Here is an 18,542-nt window from a genome sequence, read left to right as displayed (position 1 = left end):
ATAAATGAAAGTATCAGTAATTGGAACAGGTTACGTTGGCTTGGTAACCGGAACATGTTTAGCCGAAACAGGAAATGACGTTTTATGTATTGACATCGATCAATCTAAAGTTGATAAGATGCGAAAAGGAGTCGTTCCAATTTACGAACCGCACTTGGATGTCCTTTTTCATAGAAATATTAAGGCCAACAGATTGCATTTTTCGACCTCACTAGAAGAGGGTCTTAAGCATGGGGAAATTATTTTCCTTGCTTTGCCAACACCAGAAGATGAAGATGGATCAGCAGATTTGTCCTATGTTCTTGGATGCGCAAAAGATATAGGTAACCTTATTGACGACTATAAAGTTATCGTTGATAAAAGTACTGTTCCTGTTGGAACTGCCGAAAAGGTAAAACAAACCATAGCGAGTCAAACCGATGTCGATTTTGATGTGGTTTCAAATCCTGAATTTTTAAGAGAAGGATTTGCCGTGGATGACTTTCTTAAACCCGAAAGAATCGTCGTTGGAAGCAGCTCTGAGCGCGCAACGAAACTAATGGAGAAGTTGTACAAACCATTTGTGCGTTCTGGAAACCCAATCATAATCATGGATGAGAAATCTGCCGAACTCACAAAGTATGCAGCCAATTCATTTTTAGCAACAAAGATTACCTTTATGAATGAAATTGCTAATTTCTGTGAAATGGTTGGCGCAGACGTAGATAAAGTTAGAGCTGGTATGGGAACCGATTCCAGAATTGGCAAGCGCTTTTTGTTTCCTGGAATTGGTTATGGAGGCTCATGCTTTCCAAAAGATGTTAAAGCCCTTCATAAATCTGGTAAGGATTCAGGGTACCAATTTGAGATTTTGGAGTCTGTAATAAAGGTAAATAACAATCAAAAAACAGTTCTAATTCCTCGAATCAAAGCGTATTTCAATAATGATTTAAAAGGAAAGTGTTTCGCGGTTTGGGGATTAGCGTTTAAACCAGAAACCGATGATATTAGAGAGGCTCCAGCATTATATATCATAAAAGATTTGCTTGACATGGGCGCAACGGTAAAGGTATTTGATCCTGAAGCGATGGAAAATGTTAAGCGTAAGTTTGGAGACAAGTTGGAGTATTCTAAAGGCATGTATGAAGCTACAGAAAATGTAGATGCTTTAATAATTTGTACAGAGTGGAGCATCTTTAGAACACCAGATTTTTCTAAGCTTAAAAAAGAAATGAATGCGCCTGTAATATTTGACGGTAGAAATCTATACGATATTCAAGAGGCTCAAAAAGAAGGCTTTTATTACAGTTCAATTGGAAGAGAAACAAAAACACCATGAAAAGAGTATTAATTACTGGAGCAGCCGGATTTTTAGGTTCGCATTTGAGTGATCGGTTTATTAAAGAAGGTTACTATGTTATTGGGATGGATAATTTCATTACCGGAGATCAAAAAAATATAGAACACCTTCTCAATAATTCTAGTTACGAATTTATAGAACACGATATCACCAAATATATTTCTATTGAAGGTGATTTAGATTACATACTGCATTTTGCTTCTCCTGCTAGTCCAATAGATTACTTAAAGATACCTATTCAAACTTTAAAAGTTGGGTCGCTTGGAACGCATAACTGTCTTGGTCTTGCAAAGGCGAAAAATGCAAGAATATTAATTGCGTCAACATCTGAAGTCTATGGAGACCCATTAGTCCATCCTCAAACCGAAGAATATTATGGCAATGTCAATACCATTGGTCCAAGAGGTGTTTATGATGAGGCAAAACGATTTCAAGAGTCCATTACTATGGCCTACCATAGGTTTCATGGATTGGAAACAAGAATCGTTAGAATTTTTAATACCTATGGTCCTCGTATGCGACTAAATGATGGAAGAGTGATTCCTGCCTTTATGGGACAGGCACTTAGAGGTGAAGACTTAACCGTATTTGGAGATGGATCGCAAACCAGGTCTTTCTGCTACGTGGACGACCAAGTCGAAGGAATCTTTAGACTACTTCACAGTGATTACTCCAAACCAGTCAATATAGGAAACCCACATGAAATTTCTATCAAGGATTTTGCAGAGGAAATCATAAAACTAACAGGAACCAAGCAAAAAATTGTCTATAAAGAACTTCCTGTTAACGATCCTATGCAACGCCAACCAGATATTACGTTAGCAAAGAAACTTTTAAATTGGGAGCCTAAGGTCGATAGAGCTGAAGGTATGAAAAAAACCTTTGAGTACTTTAAGAATTTAACGCAAGAAGAGCTCTATAAAAGCGAGCATAAAGACTTTTCTGATTACATAAATTAAACTTTTGTATGGAGTTTAGGCGCGGAAGATATTCATGGGTCTTACGACCTGTTCTGATTGTATATGACCTTTTCATAGTTAATATATTCGCGTTTTACTTGCTGAACTTCAATGATGAAGACTTATACTTTTTTTCATCAAAGACACTTAATGACAAGCATCTTTTGTTTTTGTTTTATTCTGTGCTCTATTGGTTGATCTCTACTTATGCCAATGATTTTTATAAGGTGTATAGATACACCTCTTTGATAAACATATTGTCGCTTATTATCAAGCAATTTATTGTTTTCGGACTTGGCGTTTTTGCCTTTGAAGGCGTCTTCAGAAGCATAAATATTGAGGCAATTGAAACCTTGAAATATCTATTGTATGTGTTTGCCTCTATAAGTATTATCAAGCTTCTTAGCTATTATCTTTTAAAAACCGTACGATTGTATTTAAAAGGAAACTTCAGAAATGTTGTTATCATAGGTCGTGGAGATACAGTTAAGGATTTAAAAAAAATGTTTCTTGAAAAAAAGGATCTAGGGTATGCACTAAAAGGCGTGTTCAATAATTCTAATGAAGAGGGAGTTTCAGGCACGATAAAAGAGAGTTTTGAATATTTGGAAAACCACAATATCGATGAGATTTATTGCGCCATTGATGAATTACGAGAAAGAGAATTAGCTGAGTATGTAAAATATGCAAATCACAATCACTGCAATATAAAATTTGTACCAAATACCAAAAAGCTCTTTACCAAAAGACTTCAAACAAACTTCTATAGCTATATTCCTGTATTATCTATCCAAGAAGTAGCACTCAATAATGAAATCAACAAGATATTAAAGCGAAGTTTTGACATTGTCTTTTCATTATTCATTATCATTTTCGTTTTATCTTGGATGACAGTTATTTTATACATTTTGGTGAAACTGGAATCAAAAGGGCCACTTATTTATAAGCATAAAAGAACAGGAATTAACTACAAAGAATTTGTCTGCTATAAATTTAGAACCCTAACCATTACAGAAGAGATTAAAGGAACTTATGTAAGTAAGAATGATAGGCGTGTCACTAAGGTCGGAAAGTTTTTAAGGCGAACAAGTCTTGACGAATTACCTCAGTTTATTAATGTGCTTTTGGGAGATATGAGTGTTGTCGGTCCGAGACCTCATATGCTTTCATATACCGATGAGTATTCCAAGAAGATCGACAAGTATAATTTCATCTTCAGACATAAGGTTAAACCTGGCATTACTGGATTGGCTCAGATTAAAGGGTATCGTGGAGAAGTCAAATTAGACAAAGACATCATCAACAGAATAAAGTACGACATTTTTTATATTGAAAACTGGTCATTGATTCTCGACTTTAAGATCATTGTGCAAACCTTTATCAATTTGGTCAAAGGTGATGACAAAGCCTACTAAAGTTTATGTTCCAGCTTTGATAGTTGTGTATTGAGATCAAATTCCTTTTTGGCCACATCCTGAATGTTATTTCGCATTTCCTTTTCAAAAACAGATTTATCAATAGAACTTAAAACCTCATTTAAGTGATTATAATTCCCTGCTTCAGCAACCCAACCTAAATGGTGTTTCCTAATAATGTCTTCACCTTCGCCTCCTCCAAAATAAAGCATCGGCAAACCTAACTTTGCATATTCAAAAATTTTTGAAGGAACTGAACCATAAATACGCTTCAACAATGGAATAATCGTCAAGTCATATTTGACCAACTCAGTATGTAATTCTGAGCGAGAGATATGACCATGGTAAACAATAGGAAGCTCGGCATTTTCCTTAATAAAAGATTCGATTTTAAATTGTTCTGCGCCCGAACCGTAAATGTGAAATTCGATCTTTTCATAATCCAATTCCTGACATAGCTTGTAAATACCTTGAGCTATTCCAAGCAAACCAGCATACACAATCTTTATTCTTTTTTCAGTAATGGCATATTCATAATCACCTATTTCAAAATCAGGATAATTTCTATACAGGTAGGTGTCTTTTTGAGGTGCAATTGATTGTACATGTGAAAGAATCTCATGACTTTGCCCTAAAACTAAATCAGCTCTTTTGTAATTGAAACGCTCTATTTTTTCTAAAAGACGGTAACTCCAGCCTTTTTTGAAGGCACCGAGTTCTAATCCTGCTATTGGCCAAAGATCGCTAACATTGAGTACAAGCTTTCTTTTTTTGGATTTAAGGCATAGCATACAAGTAAAGGCAACCAACAAAGGAGGTGATTGAACAATAGCGGTTTTTGGGATAGCATTTCTAATAAAAAACCACACAAGACTAAAACTGTAAGATAGCATAGCAATCAAACGTAGGATTTTGTTTTTTGAATTACTGGCATAAATCCATAAACGATGAACTGATATTCCTTTTTCGGTCGATTTATGACTGAACCTACCTTTGTAACCATCAAAAATTTTTCCTGTTGGATAATTGGGCAATGGCGTCACAACCGAAACATTGAACTTGCGTTTTTGCAGGCCTTCAGCCAAATGAAAAATCCTATTGGAAGCCGCACCTGTTTCAGGAGGAAAATAGCTAGTGATGATCATAACCTCTTTCATCTATCCTCAGGTTTAATAGATGACACAAACTGTTTCAGTTTTCCACCTTTTGAACGTTTCAACACAATTTCTCTCTCAAACAAAACCTGTATTCCAGGTTCTAGATACCTTATAATTTCTTCCTTAACACGTGATTTTTTTTCTTCAGACAATTCCTGATGACTTGTATAACGCACTTTAAAAATATCTGGTTTTAATTGTTCAATGACAAACTCCTTGACATTACCATCATCTTCAATAAGCGCCTTAGTGATATAATAGAAGGTAAGTCCTGCAGCTTTCTTTCCGCTAGGAAGCACAGCTATATCATTGGTTCTTCCAATGAGTTTTTCAAGGATAGGAAGTTTCAGAGAACTCGATTTTGAAAGCACACCAATATCTCCAATATCATATCTAATAAAGGGATGCGCTTTATTGTATAAAGAAGTAATTACAATCCTTCCTTCTTGTCCGTAAGGTCTAGGCTGATTGTCTTCATCAAGAATTTCAACAAATAATGTCTCACTATTGACTTGCCATTGTCCGTTTGGATTCTGGAAAGCAATCAGGTCCAATTCCGAAGCACCATATTCATTTACAACAGGCACACCGAACCATTCTTCTAGCAACAATTTATCATCTTCAAATAACATTTCTGAAGTTACAACGCAAGCTGTCAAACTTGGACAAAGTTGCGTCAAGATGATTTTCTTTCGTTCCAAAAATTTAGCAAATTGAACAATAGCACTTGTATAGCCATTAATGTATTCAAACGGTTTAGCCTTAAACTTCTCCAATAATTTTTCAAAAGCTTGATCACTCAAATCAAAAACCGAAAACCGAAAACGATTACTCATTACATCTTTAATACGTTCTTTGTAATAGCCTTTTTTGTCCAGAGGAATCCCATAAAAACGAGCCTGCTTAGAAGAGTTGAAATCAAGGCCAAACCAACCAAATCGATTTTGGATAATAGCCCAAGTCAATGCATGACAAAATTTGTCTTTTGCAAAAATAAAAGGATCTCCTGAGGAACCAGAGGTTTTGTTAACATAGCAATTCTTTACTGAAAACCCATCTGACAGCCTTAGGTGTAAAGGTTGTTGTAAATCCCGTTTGGTCATGATTGGAACAGAGCTCCAGTCGTCAAGATTGATATTACCTCCAATACTTTTATAGCTTGTATTATTCTTGAGATGATAGGCAACGATCTCTTTCTTTTTTTGATTTAAATAACTGGCATAATTAGCTTCGGAAACATTTTGAATTTGCTGTAAGGCGGTCTTGGCTTTATCTATTGGAAAGCCATTGAATTTTAAAGTCCAATCAAATACGCGCAAGGTTGTTAGATTCAATTAAGGTTTGTGTAAAATAATTGTTTTTTCAAGTCAAAACCAATTATTTTTGTGCAAACAAGAAATTCCATGAAAATTTTAGTACTAGGTTCTGGTGGAAGAGAGCATACTTTCGCTTGGAAAATAGCCCAAAGCCCATTGTGCACCTCTCTTTTTGTTGCACCAGGCAATTCAGGTACAGCAGATATCGCTCAAAACTTAGACATTAAGGTTACCGATTTTCAAGCTATCAAAAATGCGGTTTTAACCCATGAAATTGACATGGTAGTTGTGGGTCCTGAAGATCCTTTGGTTCAAGGCGTACATGATTTTTTTCTGAACGATGAAGCACTGAAACATGTTTCAATAATTGGTCCGCAAAAAGCCGCAGCAGAGTTGGAGGGAAGTAAGGAATTTGCAAAAGCTTTTATGTCAAGACATAACATTCCAACTGCAGCATACCAGAGTTTTGATGCCTCTTCATTAATGGAAGGCTATAGTTTTCTTGAAAGCTTGAATCCACCATATGTATTAAAAGCAGATGGCTTGGCAGCTGGTAAAGGTGTTTTGATTATCAACGACCTTGACGAAGCCAAAAAAGAATTGAAAAGCATGTTAGTTGATGCTAAATTCGGTAATGCAAGTTCCAAAGTGGTCATTGAAGAATTTCTTGATGGAATCGAACTAAGTTGTTTTGTGCTAACCGACGGCAAACACTACAAAATTTTACCTAATGCTAAGGATTATAAGCGTATAGGAGAAGGCGATACTGGGTTGAACACAGGAGGTATGGGAGCAGTTTCACCTGTGCCATTTGCCACAGAAGAGTTTTTAAATAAGATTGAAGAACAAATTGTTAAACCCACGATCAACGGACTTCAAAAAGACAACTTGCCTTATAAAGGATTTGTTTTCATTGGTTTAATTAAAGTTGGAGATGACCCAAAAGTCATTGAATACAATGTTAGAATGGGTGATCCTGAAACAGAAGTAGTCTTGCCTAGACTTAAAACAGACTTGGTGGCTATTTTTAAGTCGATTTCTGAAGAACGCTTGGATGGGGTCCAACTTGATGTTGACGATAGGGCTGCTACAACAGTTGTTCTTGTTTCTGGCGGCTATCCTGAATCTTATGAAAAAGGCAAGGAGATTTCTGGATTGGACAAGGTTAAAGACTCCATAGTCTTTCACGCAGGAGCCATACCAAAGAATGGAAAAATTGAAACTTCAGGAGGTCGTGTTATGGCGGTAACGTCATATGGAAACACGCACAGCGAGGCATTGAAAAAATCTTACCAAAACATACAACACATACATTTTGATAAGATGAACTATCGAAAGGATATTGGGTTCGATCTATAAGTAAGAGTGAGAGGTAATACTCTTATCTTCTTCGCCGTTGGCATTGTATTTTTTCAACTCATTCATCCAGTAGACAAAAGCAACCAAACCTACAATGATGAAAATCCAAGATAAGAAGTTTGCTGCCCACCAATTGTCAAGTTCAAGAGCACGTAACGCATCAAATGGGTAAAACAAAACATTTACAAATAAATCCTCTATAGCGTAAAAAAAGTCTTTCATGAGTCAAAAATTAATTTTGTTGTAGGTTTAAATTTTATCTTTACGGAACAAAATTACATTTTTTCATTATAAAACGGAAAAAAGAAAACAACAAAAGAACCTTTTTAGGTTTTATTTACTACCATGATTTCAAATTTTTTCAGTCAATCTAAGCCCATTAATTTTGTAGTGGTCAGTTTTCTTTTGCTAACCGTTTTTGTTTTGACCAAACATTTCAATCTTGAAATAGACTTAAGTTTATTTTTTATCTCAAAACAAATCGTTTTGTTTGGGGTTTGTCTGTTTTCTGTTTTTGTGTTTGATTTTTTAGTAAACAAAAACAACCTAACCAAAAAAAACAGTTACAGGATACTGCTTTTTGTCTTGTTCTTCGCGATTTTGCCTGAGACTATCTTAAACTCAAAAACCCTCTTGGCTAATCTTTTTGTCCTGTTTGCAATAAGGCGAATTATTAGTGTTCGCACAAAAAAAGATGTCAAGAAAAAATTATTTGATGCTTCGTTCTGGATTACCTTGGCTGCCTGCCTTCATTTTTGGACCTTGTTGTTTTTTGCATTGATAATTGCAGCCCTTATCGTTTATGTGATAGTAGACATTAAAAATTGGCTCATTCCAATAACGGGTTTTGCAACCGTAATGATTATTGTCTTGTCATATCTTATTTTGACACAACAAGATTTTACTGAAGTATTTAATATGGAACTAATTCAGGTTAGTTTTGATTTTTCGCCTTTAAACTCTAAGCGAATCATTATAGGCTCCACACTTATATTTTCTTTTGGATTATGGTCTATGTTTTATTACTTGAAAAACCTTAAATCTAAAACAAAAAGTTTACGACCATCCTATACTTTAATTATCGTTGCGGTAATTATAGGTTTGTTGATAATCGTCTTATCTCCAGTCAAAAATGGAGGCGAGTTTATTTTCATGTTCGCGCCATTATCAATAATAATCACAAACTATTTTGAGGTGACATCCGAAAAATGGTTTAAAGAAACCTTGCTTTGGGTTCTTTTATTGACACCTTTGGCAATTTTACTGTTGTAGCTTATCTCCAAAAGCCAAATCACCAGCGTCACCTAAACCAGGAACGATGTAGCCCTTATCGTTTAATTCTTTATCAACAGTGGCAATCCACAAATGTGAATTGTTTCCAAAGTGATTTTTAACATAATCCACACCAGCTTGGGCTCCAATAACACTAACGAGATGGATTTCTTTAGGTGTTCCAAAAGGTTTTAAAGCTTCATATGTAGCAACCATAGATTGTCCTGTAGCCAACATGGGATCTGCTAACACTAAAGTTTTACCCTCAAGGTCTGGACACGCTAAATATTCTACTATGATTTCGAAAGACTCAGGGTTTTGCTTATGATGTCTATAGGCCGAAATAAATGCGTTTTCAGCATCATCAAAATAATTTAAAAGTCCATTATGCAGAGGAACTCCAGCTCTCAGTATAGAACAAAGAACAATTTCATTTTGGTAAACAGATGTTTTTTTACTGCCCAATGGTGTTTCAACAATATGTTCCGAATAATTCAAGGTCTTGCTCATTTCAAAACCTAACACCTCACCAATACGTTCTATGTTACGTCTGAACCGCATACGGTCTTTTTGAACGGTTACATCTCGTATCTCGGCAATAAAGGAATTCAAGATAGAATTTGTGTTGGATAAATTGTGGATTTGCATTTTTGGTAGTGACTTTAAGAGTGCTAAAGTTAATAATTACTTCTATATTTGTACTCTAAATATCACGAATATGTTTACTGCAAAAGCGAATAAAATATTTAAGGAAGTGATTGAAAAATATCACGAAATCAATACGGTCGACCAACCTTTCACAAACCCTTACGATAAAGACACAAATTTAATCGAGCATTTATTATATAGAAAATGTTGGATTGATACAGTTCAATGGCATTATGAAGACATCATTAGAGATCCGAATATAGATCCTGTTGCTGCTCTAAAATTGAAACGTCAAATTGATGCTTCAAACCAAGACAGAACAGATATGGTAGAATATATTGACAGTTACTTTCTAGAAAAATATAAGAATGTCTCTCCAAAAGCTGACGCAACTATTAACACCGAAAGTCCAGCATGGGGAATTGACAGATTGTCAATCTTAGCTTTAAAAATCTATCACATGAATGAAGAAGCGACTCGTGAAGATGCTTCTGATATACATAGAGAAGCTTGTCAGAAAAAACTAAATGTACTTTTAGAACAGCGCGTGGACTTATCAACTGCAATTGACACACTTTTAGATGATATCAGTAAAGGGGATAAATATATGAAAGTGTATAAACAGATGAAGATGTACAATGACGATGAATTGAACCCAGTTCTGCGTTCGCAAAAATAAATTCTGTTTGTCATTCTGAACACTATTGAGAATCATAAGCGAAGCCAGAGAACATCTTGTTGCAAAGATGTTTTGAAGACGCGCAAATAGACATGATTACTATTATGTCAAAACCCATTCAACATATCTTGGTTATTAGGCTTTCTGCAATGGGAGATGTTGCCATGTCGGTTCCTGTGCTTCGAGCATTTACCGAACAATATCCTGACATCAAGCTTAGCGTTCTTACAAAGCCTTTTTTTAAACCATTATTTAGGGATATTTCCAACCTCGATGTTGTTGAAGCAGATGTCAAAGGAAAGCACAAAGGTGTTTTCGGACTTTACCGTTTGTCAAAAACACTAAAGCAGAAACAAATAGAAGCCATTGCTGATTTACACAACGTGTTGCGAAGTAAGCTATTGAGAGTTTTCCTGTTTTCCATATTTTCAAAAAAAATTGATAAAGGAAGAACTGAAAAAAAAGCACTGGTTAAAGGAAATCAGTTTGAACCATTAAAATCTACTCACCAACGCTATGCAGATGTTTTTGAAAACTTAGGTTTTCCGATAGATCTTTCTTCAGCAACATTTCCAAAGCCTTACCAACTGAATCAAAAGATAAATCAAGTATTAGGAGGCCTTACCAGACCAATGATTGGGATTGCTCCTTTTGCTGCTTTTGAAGGTAAAGCCTATCCGCTTTCAAAGATGGAGGACGTCATTCGTGCCATCTCAAAATCAGTAACAGTGGTTTTGTTTGGATCCAGTGGTCAAGAGGCAACACAACTTCAAGATCTTGAGGATGAATATCAAAATGTAATCAACATTGCTGGGAAGCTTAATTTAAATGAAGAGTTGGATCTCATTTCTAATTTAGACTTGATGGTATCTATGGATTCGGGAAATGCGCACTTGGCAGCTATGTTGGGTGTTGAGGTGATAACTATTTGGGGCGTAACACATCCTTATGCTGGCTTTTATCCGTTTCACCAAGATCCCAATAATGCTGTTTTGGCTGATCGAAACAAATTTCCTAGAATCCCAACCTCAGTTTATGGGAATTCCTATCCCGAAGGTTACGAGCAAGTGTTTGAAACCATTACTCCAGACGACATCATTTCAAAAGTTAAAACTGTTTTGAAAAAAAAGCCTCACTCAAAAGAGTAAGGCTCTGATTTAGAACGGTTAGATAATCCCTAATGAAATAGCGTCCTAATCATTCGCTAAAGTATTTTTATTAAATGGCTAGGTCAAATCTTTGTAAGAATAACTTTTAAATATTCGACAAAACGACTCATTATTGGGCTGAAAGGCATTTTTATCGGATAAACGTTTCTTGTTTTTCGCTACACATCATCATAATCTACTGTTATTGTATCGGTTATAGGTTGCGCTTGACATGTTAAAATCAAGCCTTCCGCTAATTCACCATCGGTAAGAATATTATTTTGTCGCATTTTAGCTTCCCCTTCTTTGATACGGGCAATACAGGTACTACATATACCACCTTGACAAGAATATGGCGCATCGATATCTTGATCTAAGGCAGCTTCTAAAATGGTTTGCTTTTGCGACATTTCAAATGTGGTGGTTTCCTCATCTAAAAGGACCGTTAATTTGGAATGTCCCGATGTAATACCTTGTGTCAGCGGCTCAGCTTTAGAAGACTTGAAAAGCTCATAATGAATGGTCTCGGGATTTACATCGTGTTCTTCAAGAACATCTTTAACAGTATTGATCATACCTTCAGGACCACAAAGATAAAAAGCGTCTATTTCGAGATGCTTATACTTGTTCTTAACAACTAGGTTTACAGTACTTTTTTCTATTCGACCAAAAATAGAATCATCTTCTTTTGTACGGCTAAACACAAATTGGATAGAAAAACGATCACTGTATTCATGTTGTAGTTTCAAAAGCTCATCCAAAAACATAGTGTCATCAGTGGTTTTGTTTCCATAAACTAACACGACATTACTTTGTTGTTCTTCTTCCAAAGCACATTTTATAATACTTAAAACCGGAGTAATTCCACTTCCTGCCGCAAAAGCAGCGATATGTTTGGTTTTGGAATCATTAGGCTCAAAAACAAAACGACCATTTGGTGTATGAACATCCAAAACATCACCAACCTTAAGGTTTGAGTTCGCATGAGTAGAAAATGTTCCGTTTTCAACAGCTTTAACAGCCACTTTCAGTTCGCCACTTTTAGGTGAAACACATAAGGAATAATCACGCCTAATGTCTTCTCCGTTAAGTTGAGTTTTAATTGTGATATATTGTCCAGCTTTAAACTTAAAGTCGTTTTTTAAGTGCGCTGGGACGTCAAATGTTATAGCTACCGATTGTTCTGTAATACGATCTATCTTTTGTACTTTTAGTGGATGGAAATTTGCCATTGTAGATTTTTTTCAAAAATAAGAAATCGATTACTGAATTGCTTTTCTTTGTAACAAAAATCTGATATTTCGTACTAACGTATAAAATCAAACACTAACCATGATAAAACAATTTATTCGTTTAGAGTGGAAGCAATTTTTTAGAGCTTCCTATTTCCAGAAAGGTTTAGCAATAAAGATTTTACTTGTACTTGCCGCTATATATTTTGGTGGTGCAGCAATAATGATGGGAGTTGGATTGTTTTTCATCGTAAAGAAAGCAGTTCCAGAAACCGATCCCATTGTAACCGTCAACAACTTTATTGTGTATTGGTTTTTATTCGAAATCGTGATACGATTTTTTATGCAACAATTGCCAGTGATGAATGTCAAACCGTTGATGACCATTCCAGTAAAGCGCAATACGGTTATTCACTACTTGTTGGGAAAAACAACCTTATCGTTTTTTAATTTTATTGGAATTTTTCTGTTTTTGCCTTTTACAATAGTCTTGCTGTTTCAAGGCTATCCTATTCTGAATGTTTTGTGCTGGATGCTATCCATTAAGTTTTTAATACTTTCAGTCAACTACTTGAATTTCTTAATCAATAAGAGCAACACGATTTTTTATGTGATGGCCACTTTGTTGATTGCACTCATTGGGTTGGAATACTATGGTGTTTACGCCATCTCTAAACCAATAGGAGTACTCTTTAATGCTTTATATAACCAACCTTATTTAGTGGTATTACCATTGTTGTTAATGGTCGGACTTTATTACGTTAATTTTAAATACATTAAAAAAGGATTCTATTTAGATGACGCTGTTTCTAAAAAAATCAAAGAAGTCAACGCAACAGATTTATCTTGGATGGATCGCTTCGGAAGCGTAGCGCCATTTTTGAAAAATGATATCAAATTAATTTGGAGAAATGCACGTCCAAAACAGGTCATGATGATGTCGTTTCTGTTTTTGTTCTACGGATTGATTTTTTACACACAAGATGTGTATCGAGAAATGCCAGCTTTTTTGGCATTCGCTTCTATGTTTGTAACAGGTGGTTTTTTAATGAGTTTTGGGCAATTGGTTCCGTCTTGGGATAGTGAATACTATAAATTGTTGATGAGTCAAAATATTCCATATAGACAATACCTGGAGTCAAAATGGTATTTAATGGTGGTGGCTGTTGCCATTTCATTTGTGTTAAGTATTCCTTACCTATATTTTGGATGGAAAATTTTTGCGATGATTGCCGCAGGAGCTGTGTTTAATATTGGACTAAATTCTTTTATTACCTTGCTAGGAGGTGCACTAAACCGTGTTCCTATTGAACTCAACGTAAAAGCAAAAGCATTTAGCAATACAAATGGATTCAACCCAACACAAATGCTAATTGCTTTGCCTAAATTGTTTCTTCCAATGATACTTTTCTATATTCCCTACAAACTAATCAACTACGAAGCAGGTCTCATTGCTGTGGCACTTAGTGGTGTTTTGGGAATTATGTTTAAGAACTTCATATTCGAAAAAATTGAGAACATTTACCAAAAAGGAAAATATAAAACTATTGCTGCCTTTGCTGAAAAAGGAAATTAATTAAATTTTACAACGCATGATAACTACATCAAACTTATCTAAGAAATATAACGACATTACCGTACTTAATATCGAAAGTTTGGAAATACCAAAAGGGCAAAGTTTTGGCTTAGTTGGAAATAACGGAGCAGGGAAAACCACCTATTTTAGTCTGTTATTAGATTTGATACAGCCAACAACTGGACACATTCAAAACAACGATGTGTTGGTACACGAAAGTGAAGATTGGAAGCCTTTTACGTCGTCATTTATTGACGAAAGTTTTCTGATAGGATATCTAACAGCTGAGGAATACTTTTACTTTATTGGAGAGCTTCGTGGACAAAACAAAGCAGATGTTGATGCCTTGGTTGCTCAGTTTTCAGATTTTTTTCACGGCGAAATTTTAAACCAAAAGAAATATCTTAGAGACTTAAGTAAAGGTAATCAAAAAAAGGCTGGTATTGTTGCTGCGCTTATTGGCAATCCCGAAGTTATCATATTAGATGAGCCTTTTGCAAATCTAGATCCAACGACACAAATTCGATTAAAGAAAATCATTAAGGATTTAGCTGAAAAGAATGGTGTCACCATCTTGATTTCCTCACACGACTTACTACATGTCACAGATGTATGTGAACGTATTGTCGTTCTTGAAAAAGGGGAAGTGGTTAAAGACTTAAAAACCAGTACCGAAACCTTAAAAGAACTAGAAGCACATTTTGCAGGTTCTGAAACCGTTTAGCACTTGGTTAAACACCTAAAATCAGGCTATTTTTAGACGATAATTCAAAAAGATGCTTATTTTTACGTCGCTGCATAATAAATGTAGTGGTTTAAAGTTATAACATAACAAACAAAAGCACGTTGAATACATCGTATAAAATAATACTTTCTGTTGTTTTGGTGGCCTTGGTTTTTACGGGATGTTCTCGTAAGAACAATACGTTTATCAACAGAAATTTCCATGCTTTAGGAACGAAATATAATATTCTTTACAATGGGAACATTGCCCTTGAAAAAGGACGTGAAACTATTGACAATGCTGCTACAGATAATTTTTGGGAGTTGCTTCCTGTGGAGCGAATGCAGCTGGAAGAAGACATTTTCCTTCCAGGACAAAGCAGAAATCAAGATTTTGAACGCGCTGAAGAAAAGGCGATCAAAGCGGTTCAAAAACACGGTATGAATATTAAGGGTAAGGAGTATAACCCTCAAATTGATGAAGCCTACTTACTTCTTGGTAAAGCCCGTTACTTCGACCAAAGGTTTATACCTGCTATAGAAGCCTTTAACTACATTCTATATAAATACCCAGCCAGTGATAAAATCAACACAGCAAAGGTTTGGAGGGAAAAAACCAATATTCGTCTCGAAAACAACGAACTGGCTCTAAAAAACTTAAAACGTCTGCTTGAACAAGAGGAATTGGAAGACCAAGACCTAGCAGATGCCACAGCGATGATGGCTCAGGCTTACATCAATATAAAGGCTAAAGACAGTGCGCTTACCCAACTTAAAATAGCTGCTGAATACACAAAAAAACAAAGAGAAAAGGGTCGTTATAACTTTATTATCGGACAACTCTATAATGAGTTCGGGCAGAAGGATAGCGCCAATATGGTTTTTGATAAGATTATCGACATGCATCGAAAGATTCCAAGAGCCTATTATGTTAATGCACACTTGGCTAAAGCAGCTAATTTTGACTTGGAAACTGGTAATAAATTAGAGTTTGAAGAGTATTTAACAGATTTAGAAGAAAATCGCGAAAACCGTCCATTTTTAGATAAAATTTACTATCGAATAGCAGAATTCCACAGAGCCAACAAGTCTGATTCCCTTGCGGTTGTTTATTATAACAAATCGTTGAGAAAAACAGGCGACAAACAATTGAGATCCTACGACTATTCAATTTTAGGCGATATGAATTTCGATGAGGCCAATTATAAGGTCGCTGGCGCATATTACGATAGTACAATGACAAACCTAAAATTAAACTCTAAGCCTTATCGTGTTGTCAAAAAGAAACGTGAAAACTTAGATGATGTTATTTACTACGAGGACATTGCTCAGGTTAATGACAGTATTCTTAATTTGGTTAGTTTGTCAGATGAAGATCGATTAGCCCTATTTACCGAATACGCCAACGAATTGAAAGCCAAGGCTGAAGAGGAAAAAAGAAAGGCAGAAGCCGCTGAACGTGTTAATTCAGGTTTAGCAACTGCCAATACAAGTAATAAAGTAGGGAATTCCAGAAGCAATCCGAATAAAAATGGAGGCAAACAAGAGTTCTATTTCTATAATCAGACCACTTTGTCTTTTGGTAAAAATGAATTTGTTAAAATTTGGGGAGACAGAGAACTTAAAGACAATTGGAGACTTTCAAACAAACAGATAAATAAGGCTCAAAACAACCAATCTGAATCATTAGCCTCTGAAGCAAATGAAGAGGAGATTTTTGACCCAGAGTTTTATATATCACAAATACCAACAGATCAAAAGGTAATTGACAGTCTGGCTGGCCAACGTAATTATGCTTATTATCAGTTAGGAGCCATCTACAAAGAAAAGTTCAGTGAGTTTGAACTTGCTAAAGATAAGCTCGAAAAATTATTGATGAATCAACCAGAGGACCGTTTGGTATTGCCTTCTAAATACAATCTTTACAAGATATATCTTGAACTTGGAGAAGACAATAAGGCTGAACAGATGAAGACTGACATCATCACTAACTATTCAGACTCGCGTTATGCAAAAATATTACTGAATCCAGAGTCTGAGTTGGCAAAAGATGAAAACAGTCCGGAATCGATCTACGAATCACTTTATGCGAAATTCAATAATCAAGAATACGCTGAGGTTATTAACGAAGCCGAAACGAACATCTCTCGCTTTGAAGGTGATCCAATGGTACCTAAGTTTGAAATTCTTAAAGCATCAGCAAGAGGGCGATTGTATGGTTTTGAAGCCTATAGGGAAGGGGTTAACTACATTGCTTTAACGTATCCAAATTCACAAGAAGGAAAACGAGCTGAGACAATAATGAGCGAGGTCATTCCAGTGCTAGCCAATAAAACATTTGTAGACAATGTCAAGGCCGAACACTTTAACGTGATCTATCCGTTTGAATCAGGGCAAGACGAAGAGATCAAAGCTTTTGTTGAAAAACTGGATGACGCAGTATCAAAGGCGACCTATTTTGACCTAACAACATCTGTTGATATTTACGACCCTAATACTATTTTTGTGGTTGTACATGGTTTAAAAAGTGCTGAAGGCGCCTCGGGATTTGCAGAAATATTAGAAGAAACCAAACATAAAATCACTCGTGATTTTTATGCCATCTCATCGCCTAATTATGAAATTGTCCAGCGACATAAAAACTTGAACGAATATCTAGCATCCCAATAAAAGAAAGACTATGTTTTCTTCAGATAAAAAAACAGGAAAAATGGCAACAGAAACAATTTCACAGCAAAATACCATTGCAAAAGGAACCACCGTTACAGGTGATATTATTAGCGATGGCGATTTTAGAATTGAAGGCACTCTGCAAGGCAATATAAAAACGTCTGGAAAAGTCGTTATTGGCAAAAGCGGAATCATCAATGGTACTTTGAAAAGCACCAATGCTGATGTTGAAGGTAAATTTTCAGGAAAACTATTAATTTCAGGACTACTTTCCTTGAAGTCAAGCGCTCATGTTGAAGGTGAAGCTGAAGTTGGTAAATTAGCTGTTGAAATAGATGCAACCTTTAACGCAACTTGTGTCATGAAAGGCGCTTTAAAAGAACTGAACAATGGTTCAAGAACAGGACAACAATCAACAATCCAAAGACCAACAGGGCAACAACCAGAAAAAGGACAATCCGCTTAAGAACGTTGCGATTCTATCAGGAATTGCCATCGAAATGGGTGTGATTATCTATCTTTTTGTCATGCTTGGTAAATGGCTAGATTCTACTTACAATGACAACGAAAAATTATATGTTATTTTTTGTACTCTTTTAGGTGTCGCGCTTTCCCTTTTTGTTGTTGTAAAACAACTTAACCGTATCCACAAATGAATTCAGCTATATTTAAGTTTTGTATCAAAATCAGCCTTATATTGGCAGTGACTTTTGGAGTACATCTCCTTTTATTGAACCAATTTGAGAAGCCTCTGTTTGATAATAAGATTGTTCTGTCTTACATCGTTAATGCGCTTATGGCAATCTTCATATTTATGGCCTTATATAAATTGAAAGACCAGTTTAAGGAACAATTGGGATTTTTATTTTTGGCTGGAAGTGTCCTTAAGTTTGTGTTGTTTTTTATACTGTTTTATGGAACCTACAAAGCTGATGGAACGATTTCAAAATTAGAGTTTGCTGCTTTTTTTGTGCCATATATATTGTGCTTGGTAATCGAAACCTACAGCCTATCAAAATGGTTAAACAAACTCCAGTAAACTTTACTTT

18 protein-coding genes are annotated in these 18,542 nt (G+C 35.6%); 13 read left to right on the top strand and 5 right to left on the bottom strand.

Going from position 1 to position 18,542, the window contains the following annotated elements; translation table 11 throughout:
• Positions 1–4 precede the first annotated feature (4 nt).
• The 3 genes from AB9K26_RS11530 to AB9K26_RS11520 are packed head-to-tail and all read left to right on the top strand — an operon-like array spanning position 5 to position 3,713.
• The gene (locus AB9K26_RS11530; protein ID WP_369972709.1) at positions 5–1,318 is read left to right on the top strand and encodes a UDP-glucose/GDP-mannose dehydrogenase family protein; all 1,314 of its coding nucleotides are present in this window, start codon (positions 5–7) and stop codon (positions 1,316–1,318) included.
• On the top strand, positions 1,315–2,298 hold the full coding sequence (locus AB9K26_RS11525) for a UDP-glucuronic acid decarboxylase family protein (RefSeq protein ID WP_369972708.1): 984 nt from the start codon (positions 1,315–1,317) through the stop codon (positions 2,296–2,298). Before AB9K26_RS11530 ends, AB9K26_RS11525 begins: the two co-directional genes overlap by 4 nt.
• An 8-nt stretch (positions 2,299–2,306) precedes the next feature.
• Complete coding sequence (locus AB9K26_RS11520; RefSeq protein ID WP_369972707.1) at positions 2,307–3,713, top strand: exopolysaccharide biosynthesis polyprenyl glycosylphosphotransferase; 1,407 nt, start codon at positions 2,307–2,309, stop codon at positions 3,711–3,713.
• On the opposite strand, the gene AB9K26_RS11515 is transcribed toward AB9K26_RS11520, so the two are convergent.
• Both AB9K26_RS11515 and AB9K26_RS11510 read right to left on the bottom strand, forming a co-directional pair.
• The gene (locus AB9K26_RS11515) at positions 3,710–4,870 is read right to left on the bottom strand and encodes a glycosyltransferase family 4 protein (protein WP_369972706.1); all 1,161 of its coding nucleotides are present in this window, start codon (positions 4,868–4,870) and stop codon (positions 3,710–3,712) included. The two genes, AB9K26_RS11520 and AB9K26_RS11515, sit on opposite strands and share 4 nt — an antisense overlap.
• A complete protein-coding gene (locus AB9K26_RS11510) occupies positions 4,867–6,189 on the bottom strand; it encodes a phenylacetate--CoA ligase family protein (RefSeq protein ID WP_369973089.1) in 1,323 nt (440 codons plus the stop codon). The genes AB9K26_RS11515 and AB9K26_RS11510 overlap by 4 nt, the downstream gene beginning before the upstream one ends.
• Before the next feature lie 84 nt (positions 6,190–6,273).
• Here AB9K26_RS11510 and purD point away from each other — a divergent pair, with 84 nt between their 5' ends.
• Positions 6,274–7,545: a phosphoribosylamine--glycine ligase gene (purD, locus tag AB9K26_RS11505; protein ID WP_369972705.1), complete on the top strand. Its 1,272-nt coding sequence runs from the start codon at positions 6,274–6,276 to the stop codon at positions 7,543–7,545.
• Here purD and AB9K26_RS11500 read toward each other — a convergent pair.
• Positions 7,540–7,767 (bottom strand): uracil phosphoribosyltransferase, encoded by a 228-nt coding sequence (locus tag AB9K26_RS11500; RefSeq protein ID WP_369972704.1) that lies wholly within the window; start codon positions 7,765–7,767, stop codon positions 7,540–7,542. The genes purD and AB9K26_RS11500 overlap by 6 nt on opposite strands.
• Positions 7,768–7,890: 123 nt before the next feature.
• Here AB9K26_RS11500 and AB9K26_RS11495 point away from each other — a divergent pair, with 123 nt between their 5' ends.
• Positions 7,891–8,817 (top strand): DUF6427 family protein, encoded by a 927-nt coding sequence (locus AB9K26_RS11495; RefSeq protein ID WP_369972703.1) that lies wholly within the window; start codon positions 7,891–7,893, stop codon positions 8,815–8,817.
• Here AB9K26_RS11495 and upp read toward each other — a convergent pair.
• Positions 8,806–9,465, bottom strand: a complete 660-nt coding sequence (gene upp, locus AB9K26_RS11490; protein ID WP_369972702.1) for a uracil phosphoribosyltransferase — start codon at positions 9,463–9,465, stop codon at positions 8,806–8,808. The two genes, AB9K26_RS11495 and upp, sit on opposite strands and share 12 nt — an antisense overlap.
• 70 nt (positions 9,466–9,535) lie before the next feature.
• Between upp and AB9K26_RS11485 the strand changes: the two genes are divergently transcribed.
• Together AB9K26_RS11485 and AB9K26_RS11480 are read left to right on the top strand one after the other, a co-directional pair.
• The gene (locus tag AB9K26_RS11485; protein WP_369972701.1) at positions 9,536–10,144 is read left to right on the top strand and encodes a DUF4254 domain-containing protein; all 609 of its coding nucleotides are present in this window, start codon (positions 9,536–9,538) and stop codon (positions 10,142–10,144) included.
• A 104-nt stretch (positions 10,145–10,248) separates the two neighbouring features.
• Positions 10,249–11,292 (top strand): glycosyltransferase family 9 protein, encoded by a 1,044-nt coding sequence (locus AB9K26_RS11480; protein ID WP_369972700.1) that lies wholly within the window; start codon positions 10,249–10,251, stop codon positions 11,290–11,292.
• Positions 11,293–11,471: 179 nt separating this feature from the next.
• Here the strand turns inward: AB9K26_RS11480 and AB9K26_RS11475 are convergent, their stop codons facing one another.
• Positions 11,472–12,524: a 2Fe-2S iron-sulfur cluster-binding protein gene (locus AB9K26_RS11475; protein ID WP_369972699.1), complete on the bottom strand. Its 1,053-nt coding sequence runs from the start codon at positions 12,522–12,524 to the stop codon at positions 11,472–11,474.
• Positions 12,525–12,624: 100 nt separating this feature from the next.
• On the opposite strand from AB9K26_RS11475, the gene AB9K26_RS11470 reads away from it, so the two are divergent.
• The 6 genes from AB9K26_RS11470 (at position 12,625) to AB9K26_RS11445 (ending at position 18,532) form a co-directional block, all read left to right on the top strand.
• Positions 12,625–14,100: a DUF5687 family protein gene (locus AB9K26_RS11470; protein ID WP_369972698.1), complete on the top strand. Its 1,476-nt coding sequence runs from the start codon at positions 12,625–12,627 to the stop codon at positions 14,098–14,100.
• Positions 14,101–14,116: 16 nt separating this feature from the next.
• Positions 14,117–14,824, top strand: a complete 708-nt coding sequence (locus AB9K26_RS11465; protein ID WP_369972697.1) for an ABC transporter ATP-binding protein — start codon at positions 14,117–14,119, stop codon at positions 14,822–14,824.
• A gap of 122 nt (positions 14,825–14,946) precedes the next feature.
• Positions 14,947–17,493, top strand: coding sequence for a hypothetical protein (locus AB9K26_RS11460; RefSeq protein WP_369972696.1), 2,547 nt, complete (start codon positions 14,947–14,949; stop codon positions 17,491–17,493).
• A gap of 40 nt (positions 17,494–17,533) precedes the next feature.
• The gene (locus AB9K26_RS11455; RefSeq protein WP_369972695.1) at positions 17,534–17,959 is read left to right on the top strand and encodes a polymer-forming cytoskeletal protein; all 426 of its coding nucleotides are present in this window, start codon (positions 17,534–17,536) and stop codon (positions 17,957–17,959) included.
• On the top strand, positions 17,883–18,149 hold the full coding sequence (locus AB9K26_RS11450) for an AtpZ/AtpI family protein (RefSeq protein WP_369972694.1): 267 nt from the start codon (positions 17,883–17,885) through the stop codon (positions 18,147–18,149). The genes AB9K26_RS11455 and AB9K26_RS11450 overlap by 77 nt, the downstream gene beginning before the upstream one ends.
• Positions 18,146–18,532, top strand: coding sequence for a DUF6168 family protein (locus AB9K26_RS11445; RefSeq protein ID WP_369972693.1), 387 nt, complete (start codon positions 18,146–18,148; stop codon positions 18,530–18,532). The genes AB9K26_RS11450 and AB9K26_RS11445 overlap by 4 nt, the downstream gene beginning before the upstream one ends.
• Positions 18,533–18,542 lie beyond the last annotated feature (10 nt).

This window comes from Psychroserpens sp. XS_ASV72, from assembly GCF_041224425.1.
Taxonomy (GTDB): Bacteria; Bacteroidota; Bacteroidia; order Flavobacteriales; family Flavobacteriaceae; genus Psychroserpens.
This window is presented reverse-complemented; position numbering and strand designations above follow the sequence as displayed.